Origin of the sequence: Erwinia sp. CGal63 (assembly GCF_037026505.1) — a bacterium.
Classification (GTDB): Bacteria; Pseudomonadota; Gammaproteobacteria; order Enterobacterales; family Enterobacteriaceae; genus Erwinia.
On the sequence record NZ_JAKUMN010000004.1, the window covers coordinates 72847 to 85457 of the forward strand.

General features: G+C 58.1%; 9 protein-coding genes. 4 read left to right on the forward strand and 5 right to left on the reverse strand.

All coding sequences use genetic code 11. The annotated features are described in order from the left end of the window. Window positions 1–2: 2 nt before the first annotated feature. Both rapA and polB read right to left on the reverse strand, forming a co-directional pair. Complete coding sequence (gene rapA, locus MKZ79_RS13815; protein ID WP_336142957.1) at window positions 3–2909, reverse strand: RNA polymerase-associated protein RapA; 2907 nt, start codon at window positions 2907–2909, stop codon at window positions 3–5. A gap of 133 nt (window positions 2910–3042) precedes the next feature. Next, complete coding sequence (gene polB, locus MKZ79_RS13820) at window positions 3043–5403, reverse strand: DNA polymerase II (protein WP_336142958.1); 2361 nt, start codon at window positions 5401–5403, stop codon at window positions 3043–3045. Window positions 5404–5657: 254 nt separating this feature from the next. On the opposite strand from polB, the gene MKZ79_RS13825 reads away from it, so the two are divergent. Both MKZ79_RS13825 and MKZ79_RS13830 read left to right on the forward strand, forming a co-directional pair. After that, window positions 5658–6422 carry a DedA family protein gene (locus tag MKZ79_RS13825; RefSeq protein ID WP_336142959.1) on the forward strand — a complete coding sequence of 255 codons (765 nt, stop codon included), beginning with the start codon at window positions 5658–5660 and terminating at the stop codon, window positions 6420–6422. Window positions 6423–6444: 22 nt separating this feature from the next. Further along, window positions 6445–7332, forward strand: coding sequence for a LysR family transcriptional regulator (locus MKZ79_RS13830; protein WP_336142960.1), 888 nt, complete (start codon window positions 6445–6447; stop codon window positions 7330–7332). On the opposite strand, the gene MKZ79_RS13835 is transcribed toward MKZ79_RS13830, so the two are convergent. Next, on the reverse strand, window positions 7319–8110 hold the full coding sequence (locus MKZ79_RS13835) for a substrate-binding domain-containing protein (protein ID WP_336142961.1): 792 nt from the start codon (window positions 8108–8110) through the stop codon (window positions 7319–7321). The two genes, MKZ79_RS13830 and MKZ79_RS13835, sit on opposite strands and share 14 nt — an antisense overlap. Window positions 8111–8119: 9 nt before the next feature. Then, window positions 8120–9430 (reverse strand): MFS transporter, encoded by a 1311-nt coding sequence (locus MKZ79_RS13840; protein WP_336142963.1) that lies wholly within the window; start codon window positions 9428–9430, stop codon window positions 8120–8122. A gap of 406 nt (window positions 9431–9836) precedes the next feature. On the opposite strand from MKZ79_RS13840, the gene MKZ79_RS13845 reads away from it, so the two are divergent. After that, window positions 9837–10445, forward strand: a complete 609-nt coding sequence (locus MKZ79_RS13845) for a TetR/AcrR family transcriptional regulator (protein ID WP_336142964.1) — start codon at window positions 9837–9839, stop codon at window positions 10443–10445. Between the two features lie 210 nt (window positions 10446–10655). Continuing rightward, complete coding sequence (locus tag MKZ79_RS13850; protein WP_336142965.1) at window positions 10656–11336, forward strand: type 1 glutamine amidotransferase domain-containing protein; 681 nt, start codon at window positions 10656–10658, stop codon at window positions 11334–11336. Between the two features lie 77 nt (window positions 11337–11413). Here the strand turns inward: MKZ79_RS13850 and MKZ79_RS13855 are convergent, their stop codons facing one another. Continuing rightward, window positions 11414–12250: an SDR family oxidoreductase gene (locus MKZ79_RS13855; protein ID WP_336142966.1), complete on the reverse strand. Its 837-nt coding sequence runs from the start codon at window positions 12248–12250 to the stop codon at window positions 11414–11416. Between the last annotated feature and the right edge of the window lie 361 nt (window positions 12251–12611).

A 12611-nucleotide genomic window follows, 5' to 3' on the forward strand; every position in this document is an offset into this window, starting at 1 on the left:
AATTACTGATGCGTGACAACAATCAGGCGCAGCGCGTCCAGCCGCCAGCCCGCGTCGTCCAGCGCCGCCAGCACCTGCTCGCGGTTGCTTTCCATTGCGTCGATCTCATCCTGACGGATATTGGGATTGACGGCGCTCAACGCCTGCAGACGCGACAGCTCCGCGCTCAGGTTCTCGTTCGCTTCGGCGCGTGCCGCCTCGATCAGCTTGCGTGCTTCCTCGGCCGCCTGATCTTCCGCCAGCTTGAGGATCGCGTGCACATCCTGCTGTACCGCGTTAACCAGCTTGCTGCCGGTATGACGGTTGACCGCGTTCAGCTGACGGTTGAAGCTTTCGAACTCCACTTTGCCCGCCAGGTTGGTGCCTTTGCGATCCACCAGCATACGTACCGGCGTCGGCGGCAGGAAGCGGGTCAGCTGCAGCTGCTTCGGCGCCTGCGCTTCCACCACGTAGATCAGCTCCAGCAGCAACGTGCCGACCGGCAGCGCTTTGTTTTTCAGCAGCGACAGCGCGCAGCTGCCGGTATCGCCGGAGAGGATCAGATCCAGACCGTTGCGGATGATCGGATGCTCCCAGGTTACATACTGCGCGTCTTCGCGCGACAGCGCCTGACCGCGATCGAAGGTGATGGTGCAGCCATCTTCCGGCAGGCCAGGGAAATCCGGCACCAGCATATGATCGCCCGGCGTCAGCACGATCAGGTTATCGCTGCGGTCTTCCTGGTTGATGCCGACGATATCAAACAGGTTCAGCGCGAAGTTGACCAGTTCGATATTGTTGTCCTGCTCGCTGATGGTTTCCGCCAGCGCCTGCGCTTTTTCGCCGCCGTTGGAGTTCAGCTCCAGCAGGCGATCGCGACCCTGTTCCAGCTGGCTCTTCAGCGCGTTGTGCTGCTCGCGGCACTCGCTGATAAAGTCGTCCAGGCCTGCCGTATTTTCCGGCGAGGCCAGATAGTCGATCAGCTGCGTGCTGACCTTGTCGTAAACGGCGCGTCCGGTCGGGCAGGTATGCTCAAAGGCGTCCAGCCCTTCGTGGTACCAGCGCACCAGTACCGACTGCGCGGTTTTTTCCAGATAAGGCACGTGGATTTTGATGTCGTGCGCCTGGCCGATACGATCGAGACGGCCGATACGCTGCTCCAGCAGATCCGGGTTGGCGGGCAGATCGAACATCACCATCTGGCTGGCGAACTGGAAGTTACGGCCTTCGGAACCGATTTCCGAACAGAGCAGCACCTGAGCGCCATCCTCTTCGGAAGCGAACCAGGCCGCAGCGCGGTCACGCTCGATAATAGACAACCCTTCGTGGAACACGGCGGCGCGGATACCTTCGCGCTCGCGCAGAACCTGCTCCAGCTGCAGCGCAGTGTTCGCTTTAGCGCAGATCACCAGCACTTTGCTGTTGCGGTTGCTGGTCAGAAAGCCCATCAGCCATTCGACGCGCGGATCGAAGTTCCACCAGGTACCGCTGTCGCCTTCGAACTCCTGATAAATCTGCTCCGGATAGAGCATGTCGCGCGCGCGCTCGTCGGCCGCCTTACGCGCGCCCATAATGCCGGAGACTTTGATCGCGGTCTGATACTGCGTCGGCAGCGGTAGGCGGATCTGGTGCAGCTCGCGTTTCGGGAAGCCTTTTACGCCGTTACGGGTATTGCGGAACAGCACGCGGCTGGTGCCGTGGCGATCCATCAGCATGCTAATCAGCTCCTGACGCGCCTCCAGCTTGCCTTCGCGATCGCTGTTGGCGATTTGCAGCAGCGGTTCGATATCCTGCTCGCCCATCAGATCGTTCAGCATATTCATTGCGGTGTTATCAAGCGGCTCGTCGGCCAGCAGGCCGGCGACGGCGTCGGCGATCGGACGGAAGTGCTGCTGCTCTTCGACAAAAGCGGCGAAGTCGTGGAAGCGATCCGGGTCCAGCAGGCGCAGACGAGCGAAGTGGCTCTCCATCCCCAGCTGTTCCGGCGTGGCGGTCAGCAGCAGCACGCCCGGAATATGCTCGGCCAGCTGTTCAATCACCTGATATTCGCGGCTCGGCTGGCCCTCTTCCCAGGCCAGATGGTGCGCCTCGTCGACAATCAGCAGATCCCATTCCGCTTCCGCCAGCATTTCCAGACGCTGCTTGTTGCGGCGCACGAAATCGAGCGAGCAGATCACCAGCTGCTCGGTGTCGAAGGCGTTGTCGCTGTCCAGCCGCGCCTGCGCATAGCGATCGTCGTCGAACAGGGCGAAGCGCAGGTTAAAGCGCCTGAGCATCTCAACCAGCCACTGGTGCTGCAGGGTTTCCGGCACCACGATCAGCACGCGCTCTGCGCGGCCAGCCAGCAGCTGCTGATGGATAATCATGCCCGCTTCGATAGTCTTGCCGAGGCCCACTTCGTCAGCCAGCAGCACGCGCGGCGCATGGCGGCGGCCAACGTCGTGCGCGATATGCAGCTGGTGTGGGATCAGGCTGGTGCGCATTCCGCGCAGGCCGCTGACCGCCAGGCGATACTGCTCGCTCTGATATTTACGCGCGCGAAAACGCAGGGCGAAGCGATCCATACGATCCAGCTGGCCGGCGAACAGGCGATCCTGCGGTTTACTGAACACCAGCTTGCTGTCCAGCATCACTTCGCGCATCAGCACGCCCGCTTCTCCGGTATCCAGACGAGTCCCGAGGTAGGCTACCAGCCCGTTCTCCTCAACGACTTCCGCGACCTCCAGCTGCCAGCCTTCGTGACTGGTGATGGTGTCGCCCGGATTAAAAATCACACGAGTAACAGGCGAATCATTTTTAGCGTAAAGACGGTTTTCGCCGGTGGCGGGGAAAAGCAGCGTCACCATGCGCGTGTCTACCGCGACCACAGTTCCTAATCCCAGTTCGCTTTCCGTATCGCTGATCCAGCGTTGACCAAGTGTAAAAGGCATAGATATTCGGCTCGATTCTCGTAGAGGTTATTTCAGGCAATAGCACGGCTACCCGGCGATAAAAGCCCGGCAGAATTTTTTCGTTTTGCAGGAAGGGCGCTATGGTACTGGAAGGTGGCGCGTTCGTCACCTGTCAAAAAAGCCCCAACTGTCCTGTAACCAGTGTAGCAAAGTCATCCTGAACAAAAGGCAGAATGCCTTCCGCCACCGGCTGCAGCTGGCGGGAAAGGTAGTGTTCGTAGTCCAGCGGCGTCAGGCGCGCCTCCAGCGGCTCCGGCCCTGACGTAGCCATCACATAGCGGATGCGGCCGCCTTTCTGGTACTGCAAAGGCCGATCCTGCTTGCGGTTCTGCTCGTCGGCCAGCCTTGCCGCGCGCACGTGCGGCGGCACGTTGCGCTGGTAATCATCCAGCGGTCGGCGCAGCTTTTTACTGTAAACCAGCTGATCGTCCAGCTCGCCGTCCAGCAGCTGGCGCACGGTTTCACGGATATAATCCTGATACGGCTGTTTTTTGAAAATCCGCAGATAAAGCGCCTGCTGGAAATTTTTCGCCAGCGGCGTCCAGTCAGTGCGCACTGTTTCCAGCCCTTTAAACACCATGCGCTCCGCGTCGCCTTCGCGGATCAGGCCCGCGTAGCGTTTTTTACTGCCCTGTTCCGCGCCGCGAATGGTAGGCATCAGAAAACGGCTGAAGTGGGTTTCGTACTCCAGCTCCAGCGCGCTTTCCAGCCCAAACTCCTGCTGCAAATGGCTGCGCCACCAGGCATTGATCTTCGTCACCAGCTGCTGGCCGATGGCGGCGGCCGCAGGTTCGTCGTGCGGCGCTTTCAGCCAGACAAAGGTGGAATCGGTATCGCCATAGATAACGTCGTAGCCTTCCGCCTCGACCAGCTCTCTGGTCTGCCGCATGATTTCATGGCCGCGCAGCGTAATAGAAGAGGCCAGCCGCGGATCGAAAAAGCGGCACGAGCTGGTGCCCAGCACGCCATACAGGGCGTTCATAATGATTTTTAGCGCCTGCGACAGCGGCTTGTTGCCCTGCTTTTTCGCGGCCTCGCGGCCCTGCCAGATTTGCCCGACGATCTCCGGCAGGCAATGAAGGGTGCGCGAGAACCGCGCTTCGCGGAAACCGCTGACCGAGTCTTTGTCGTCAGGATGCGCCAGGCCTTCCACCAGCCCGACCGGATCGATCAGGAAGGTACGGATAATCGAGGGATAAAGGCTTTTGTAATCCAGCACCAGCACCGAGTCGTAAAGGCCCGGCCGCGAATCCATGACGTAGCCGCCCGGGCTGGCTTCCGGCGCCACCTCGCCAATCCCCGGCGCGACATAGCCCGCACGATGCATACGCGGCAGATAAAGATGGCTGAACGAGGCGACCGAGCCGCCGTGCCTGTCTACCGGCAGGCCGTTGACGGTGGCTCGCTCCAGCAGAAAGGGCATGATCTCCGTGCGCCGGAAAATACGCGTCACCAGCTCGCAGTCTTTCAGGTTGTAGTGCGCCAGCGCTGGCTTATCTTCCGCGAAGCGCTGGTTAATCTCCTGCATTCTGTCCCACGGATTGTTGATGGCTTTGCCTTCGCCCAGCAGCTCGCGCGATACCGACTCCAGGCTGAAAGAGGGAAAATCCCAGAACGCGGACTTCAGCGCCTCGATGCCGTCGATAATCAGCCGGCCGCTCGCCTGGGCGAACCAGATCCCTGGCTTGAAGCCATGCTCGCGCCACTCCAGCGTCTCGTTGTTGCGCCCCAGCCGCAGCGGAATAGCATAGCGATCGGCATGTTTTTGCAGGATACGCAGATCGAACTGCACCACGTTCCAGCCAATCAGCACATCCGGGTCATGTTCGGCAAACCAGGCGTTGAGCTTTTCCAGCAGCGCCGGACGGCTGGCGACATATTCCAGTTGGAAATCGAGCCGGCTGGCGTCGCCGTTCTCCGGCCCCAGCATATAGACTACGCGCTGGCCGCAGCCTTCCAGCCCGATGCAGTAAAGCTCGCCGTGGCGCGTGGTTTCAATATCCAGCGACACCCATTTCAGCGGCGGGCGATAGTCCGGATTGGGTTTCAGGCGCGCTTCCGCCAGGCCGTTGCCGCTCTGCCGGCCGCTGAACCAGACCGGCGCGGTGATAAAACGCTCCATCAGGAAGCGCTCGGGCGGCCGGATATCCGCCTCGTAAACCATCACGCCGTTTTCACGCAGCAGCTTTTCCAGCTTTTGCAGCTGGCGATACTGTTTGCAGTAGAGCCCGGCGACCGGGCGCTGGCGGAAATCCTTCAGTTTCAGCGGCGTCAGCCGAAAGTCGCGTTCGGCGCGCAGCAGCGTCTCCGCCTGAACCATCTGCTGCTGCGGAATAAAGGCGACCGACTCCTGCGGCGGCAGCGTCACTCGCTGCGGGCCGTCGTCCGTGGCCAGCCACAGCACGATTTCCGTGCCGTTGGGCGTATCCCGCCAGTGTCGGGTCAGCAGAAAACCTGCGCGCGCGTCGTTCACCTGAATCTCCTGGAGCGAGAGGAAAAGAGGGTGGAACCGGCATCCGCAAAGACAACGCCGGTCAATCTGCCTACTTTAGCATGTTTATTTATACAGGGCTTTATTTGGCAAAGCGGCTTTTCATCGCGACGTTGGCGGCATTTTTTTCTTTACCGGACAACGAAAAATATCCGCATTCCCATACAAAACAGCGCTTGACGGAGCCTGATCGGGTCGGGACAATCCGACCTCCCGATAAGCAGAATGTGAAATTTATGGAAGCCTGGCTGGATCATCTTATTACTCAATCAGTTGCCTGGTCCCTGCTGGCGGTCGGGCTGGTCGCCTTTTTTGAATCGCTGGCGCTGGTCGGACTGCTGTTGCCCGGCACGGTGCTGATGGCGTCGCTGGGCGCGCTGGTCGGCAGCGGGCAGATTAACCTCTATCCGGCCTGGGGCGCCGGTATCGTCGGCTGCCTGCTGGGCGACTGGATCTCCTATTTTATCGGCTGGCAGTTTAAAGGGCCGCTGCACCGCTGGTCGTTTATCAGGAAACATCAGGCGATGATGGATAAAACCGAACATGCGCTGCATCAGCACAGCATGTTTACTATTATCGTCGGTCGCTTTATCGGCCCAACGCGGCCGTTAATTCCGCTGGTGGCCGGGATGCTGGAGCTGCCGGTAAAGAAGTTTATTCCGCCTAATCTGATCGGCTGCCTGCTGTGGCCGCCTCTCTATTTGCTGCCGGGCATTCTGGCGGGCGTGGCGATTGACGTGCCGAAAGATGCGCAGAGCGGCCTGTTTAAATGGCTGCTGCTGGCGGTGGCGCTGCTGGTCTGGCTGGGCGGCTGGCTCGCCTGGCGCTGGCTGCGCGCCAAAAAACAGCAGGACTGGGCGAGCGCGTATCTGCCCGCCAGCCGTCTGCGCTGGCTGGCGCCGTTGATGATGGCTATTGGGGCAGGCAGCTTTGTGGCGATCCAGTTCCATCCGATGATGCCGGTGTTCCGTCATCTGCTGTGGCAGGTGTTTATCGGCTAGCGCGGCGCGCAAGGGGGAGACTATGCCGGTTAATTTCGACCTGAACGACCTTTATGCTTTCCGGGCGCTGGTGGAGTACGGCAACTTTCGCCTTGCGGCGGAGTCGATTTGCCTTTCGCAGTCCGCCCTGAGCCGCAGAATCGACAAGCTGGAAAACGCGCTGGGGGTGAAGCTGTTTGAGCGCACGACCCGACGCGTCAGCCTGACGCTGACGGGGCAGAGCTTCGCCGAGCGTTCGGGACGGCTGCTGACCGATTTTGAGGACGTGATGGCGGATCTCAGCGAGGTCAGCCAGAACCGTACCGGGCTGGTCACCGTCGCCAGCGTGCCTTCGGCGGCCTACTACTTTATGCCCGACGTGATTCGCCGTTTTCAGCTGCGCTACCCGCGCGTGCGCGTCAAGCTTATCGACAGCAGCGCCAGCAACGTGTACGACTCGGTGGTCAGCGGCCAGGCGGATTTCGGCATCAGTTTTTCCGGCCGCACGCAGGCCGATATCGAATTTTTGCCGCTGTTGCAAGACAGCTACGTCGTCGCCTGTCGGCGCGATCATCCGCTGGCGCAGCGCGACGGCCTGACATGGCAGGAATTTTATCAGCAGGCGTGGATCGGGCTGGATAAGACTTCGGGAAACCGCAATCTGTTGGATCTGGCGCTGGCGGACATCGTTCCGGCACGGCCCAGCATCTGTGAAACCCGGCACGTCACCACCATGCTGGGCATGGTCGAAGCGGGGCTCGGCATCGCTGCCGTACCCGCTATGTCGATGCCCTCGTCAGGCCATTCCGTGCTGACCAGCGTGCCGCTGACCGATCCGGTGGTTCAGCGTACGGTCGGCTTGCTCAGGCGTAGCGGCCGCGTGCTGTCGCACGTTGCCGCCGAGCTCGAGAAGTTAATTATTGAACGGTAGCCGTCTGCTTCGCTACGGTTTTCAGGCCGGTAGCGCGTACGGTTTGCTGCACCGCTGGCGAAGAGAGATAGCGCAGCAGTTTTTGCGCCTCCTGGCCATCGACAGCGCCTTTCGTCACCGCGCCCGCGAAGCGGGTAGTGTACTGCACGCTGGCCGGTAGCTCGCCGATAAAGGTGACGCCGGGAACGGGAAGCAGTTCGCTGACCTGCTGAAAGCCCAGCGCGTATTGGCCGTCGGCCACGACGGAAGCGACCGGGATCCGCTCTATCATCCGCGCCTTGCTGCTCACCCGATCCGCAATGCTCAGCTTTTCAAACAGCTGGCTGCTGACGTATCTGCCGCTGGCGCTGTCCGAGTAAGCGACAGATCGCGCCCGCAATAAAACCGTGCGCAGCTCCTCTGTGGTTTTAATGCTGACGGGCGTGTCGCCTTTTTTAATCACTGCGCCAACGGGCGAATCGGCCAGCTCCACGCGGGAGCCAGGCAAAACCCAACCCGCTTTATCGAGTTTTTCCAGCGCGTCGCCAACCATAATCACTACGTCTGCTCGTTCCCCGCGAGCCAGTCTGGCGGGGATAGCCTGCGCCGATTGCCCCATCGAAGGCCCCGAAACCGTAGTGATTTTATAGCCTTCCTGCGCAGCGAAGCGCGGAGCGAGCTGCTCCCAGGCGGCTTTAAAACCGCCGGAAATCATGACCGTCAGCTCTTTTGCCTGTACGCCTGCGTTGAAAAGCGCCAGCAGCGGCAGCGCTATCACGATACGACCTGTTTTGTTCATGCTCTCTCCTTAACCGAGCGATTTAGCGGCAGACTGAAAATGCGTGGCGCTGCGGCGATAAAGGTAAAGCGTTGCCAGCAGCGCGCAAACGGCGGCAAAGCTCATCCAGTAAGCCGGTGAGGCTTTATCGCCTGTCAGCTCAATCAGGCCTGTAGAAACCACCGGCGTGAAGCCGCCGAAAATCGCGGTCGCCAGGCTATAGGCCAGCGAGAAACCGGCAACCCGCACCTCCGGCGGCATAATTTCCGTCAGGGCCGGGATCATGGCGCCGTTGTACAGGCCATAAATAAACGACAGCCACAGCAGCACGCCCAGCATCATAAAGAAACCCGGTGCGTCGGCCAGCAGGCGCAGCGCGGGCCAGGAGGTGGCAAGCGCCAATAGCGTCATGGCAATCAGCACCGGCTTGCGGCCGAAACGATCGGAGAGCGCGCCGCCCACCGGCAGCCAGCAGAAGTTGGAGACGGCGACCAGCAGCGTTACCAGCAGACTGTCGGAAGCGCTGAGCAGCAGCACTCTTTTGCCGAAGGTCGGCGCATAAACGGTGATCAGATAAAAAGCGGTGGTGGTCATGGCGACCATCAACATCCCGGCGACCACAACCTGCCAGTTAGCCAGCAGCGTTTTAAATACCTGGCGCATCGCCAGATGCGTGCGGCGGGCGTTGAATTCCTGCGTCTCTTCCAGCCTGCGGCGCAGCAGAAAAATAAAAGGCACGATCAGGCAGCCAAACAGAAACGGAATGCGCCAGCCCCATTCGCGGATAGCGGTTTCTCCAAGAAGAGCATTAAGCGCGAAGCCCATCGCTGCCGCCACCATAATGGCGACCTGCTGACTGCCCGATTGCCAGCTGGTGTAAAAGCCTTTGCGGCCTGGCGTGGCGATTTCAGCCAGATAGACCGAGACGCCGCCCAGCTCCGCGCCAGCAGAAAAGCCCTGTAACAGGCGTCCCGTCAGCACCAGTAGCGGCGCCCAAAGTCCGATAGCCTGATAAGAGGGGATCAGCACAATCAGAAAGGTGCCTGCGGCCATAATAGAAAGGGTGACGATCAACCCTTTGCGTCGGCCCACTTTGTCGATATAGGCGCCCAGCACTACCGCGCCGACGGGCCGCATCAGGAAGCCCGCGCCGAAGACGGCGAAAGTCATCATCAGCGAGGCGAACTCGCTGCTGGCCGGAAAGAAGGTGTGGGCGATATAGGTAGCATAAAAACCGAACAGGAAGAAATCGAACTGCTCCAGAAAATTGCCTGAAGTGACGCGGAAAATAGCGCCAATCCGGGCACGGGTAGTAAGGGGTGAGCCAGAAGTAAGTTGCATAGCCATCTCCAGTTTGTCAGTGGCGCTTTTCGCCGCGCCTGCTTTGAAGACTGGCTGAGTAAAGCAAAGTAAATAAGCGCAATTAACGCATGAATTGATGCGTTGGGCGCATTAATCCAGGCTAATCAAAGAAAACTGCTTGGAATTATTCAGGTTTTATTTTCAGGTTAATTTTCTGAGAGGTAAAAATTGTTAAGAGGAAATTGCGTATTTGTGACGTGATTCATAAAGGCGTACCAAACAATGACCGCTGTAACGCTACCACGCCATAATTTTCATCTAATTTATTGATAATTATAATTTTACTATGAGATTGGCTAAGGTAATGCGCGCATTCAAAGCAGCGGTAATAAAAAAGTTACCAGAAAATGTAGACGACCGGTCTAATCAGGGGTAGGGTTAAAACATGAACACAGCGACGCATAAACACAAAGACAACGTTCGCGAGCATATTCTCGCGACCGGCCAGCGCATTATGGCAGGCAGAGGCTATTCGGCGGTTGGACTGAATGAAATCCTGACCGAAGCAGGCGTGCCAAAGGGCTCTTTCTATCACTATTTTGGTTCGAAAGACGCTTTTGCGGTCGCTATGCTGGAGAGCTATTTCGCCGATTATCTGGACGAGCTTGATCGTACGCTAAGCCAGAGCGGCCTGACCATGGCGCAGCGGCTGATGAACTACTGGCAGCAGTGGCAGGATACGCAGTCCTTCCAGGATTGCCAGGGAAAATGCCTGGCGGTAAAGCTGGGCGCGGAAGTGGCCGATCTGTCGGAAAATATGCGCCAGGCGCTGGACAAAGGGACGTCGCAGATTGTCGCGCGGCTGGCGGAAGCGCTGGAAGCGGGTGCCACGGAAAACTCCCTGAGCCTCGGCGGCAGCGAGCCGCGTCAGGTGGCCGAAAGTCTTTACCAGCTCTGGCTGGGCGCCAGCGTGATGGTGAAGATCGCACGCAATAAAGCGCCCTTTGTGGCGGCAATGCGCTTGACCCGACAGACGCTTGGCGTAGCGCTTTAAGAAGCGGTTGCGACATGCCTTTGAGCGCGTCGCAGCAGAACGGCTTCAGAGATAGCGAACCGCTGTTGCTGTCGCGCAGTTTGCTGAACTAAAGCGATTGCGCGGCAACGGTTTTACAAATGGCACGGTCAGAAAGCCGGCCTGTTTTTTTACTCCGTTACAAGACGACTGGTCTACTATTGTTTAATAACCCCGATTCGGAGATAGCTGATGAAAATTTTAATGGTTCTGACCTCACACGATCGCCTGGGCGATACCGGCCGCAAAACCGGCTTCTGGCTGGAAGAGCTGGCCGCGCCTTATTACGCCTTTAAAGACGCGGGCGCCGAAATTACGTTGGCCTCGCCGGCGGGCGGCAATCCACCGCTGGACCCTAAAAGCAACGAGCCCGCTTTCCAGACGGAACTGACGCACCGTTTCGAAGCGGATGCCGATGCTATGGCGCAGCTGGCCGCTACCGTACGCCTTGATACGGTTTCTCAGTCCGATTACGACACGGTTTTCTATCCGGGTGGTCACGGCCCACTGTGGGATCTGGCGGAAGACAAACATTCCATCGCGCTGATCGAGTCATTTATTGCCGCAGAAAAACCAGTGGCGCTGGTGTGCCACGCGCCGGGCGTGCTACGTCATGTGAAAACGCCTGCGGGCCGTCCGCTGGTGGAAGGCAAGAAAGTGACCGGCTTCGCTAATAGCGAGGAAGAAGGCGTAGGCCTGACTGACGTCGTACCTTTCCTGGTTGAAGATGAGCTGATCGCACAGGGCGGCATCTACTCCAAAGGCGCGGACTGGGGATCTTATGTGGTTCAGGACGGTCTGCTGATTACCGGGCAAAACCCTGGCTCTTCCGCAGCAACGGCTGCGCTGCTGCTGGAACAGTTTTCGCGCTAATCGAGGTTTCCTGCGGCATAGCGCCGCAGGGAAAGCTATGTTGGTAGCCGTCTTCTGTCGCAACCATGGCTGAATGCCTAAACGGCCAGGCCGTTTACTCTTAGCATAAAGAGATCGCCTGCCCGGATCTCTTTTTTCCTCTCCATCAGCAGATCTAAATCGTCTTTGACCGTCAGATAGAGCCCGCTTAACGATTTATATTTTCCGCTGCACAGATGTTCGATATTGATCAGGCTTTGCGCTTCATCAACCGTATTTCCCGCGTCTTTTTCGCTATAAACCCATTGCAGAGCTTTACCGCGAGCGCTGTTGCTGTCGGTAATTGTTTCAATAAGGTTAGTGACCATGCCGGTGGAATGCACCAGACCCGGATGATAAGCGTAAAGAGAGATATTCTCTCGTTTCATTTCGACGGCGAGATTTTCCGTTAATTTAATCACGGCGGCTTTAGTGACGGAATAAGCCGTGCAGTAAGGCCAGCGGTAAACGCCCGCGTTGCTGACAATATTAATAATAATGCCGCGCTTTTTTGCACGCATGGGTTTTAACGCTTCATGCGTACACCAGGAGAGCCCGAGCAGATTGATATTAATCGCTTCAAACCAGTCATCCATTGCGATATCAACGAATTTATCGACCGGCCCCCAAACGCCCGCATTATTGATTACCACATCAATATGGCCAAATTTTTCAGCAATTTCAGCGAAACAGGCGGCGACAGCAGCTCGGTCGGTAACGTCGCACTGCAGGCAGTGAATGGCGCCGCGAAACTCATCTTCAAGCTCGGCCAGCCTCTGCGCGTCTCTGCCGGTAATGATGACCCGATGATCTTTAGCCAGCGCTCTGGCATAGGAAAGGCCAAGCCCTTTGGAACCGCCGGTGATTAATATCGTCTTTTTTTGCGCGTCGATCATTGCCCGTTTCCTTTAATGAAGTGTACTGCTGGCTATTTTCTCTCAGGGCATTAATAGCACTTTGTTGTGAAAGTTACATTACATCGGTCATTCATTTTGGTTATGGCGAGATAATATTCTGCCTGATGCGAAAGGTAATAATCCAGGAGAGGTAATATAACGGCATGAAACGAGTTTGAATGATGCTCTTTTTTGGCGAAGACAATTTTGTCATGAATACGGGCTAAGAGGTGATTAATAATGCTGGCCCTGTAACAGGAGCACTCCTCACCTTCTTAATTGTGAAAAAGATACCTGATAAAGCGGAGCAAATTATTGCGGCGCTGACGTGTCAGCGCCTCGCCGGTCAGGCTGTAGGACA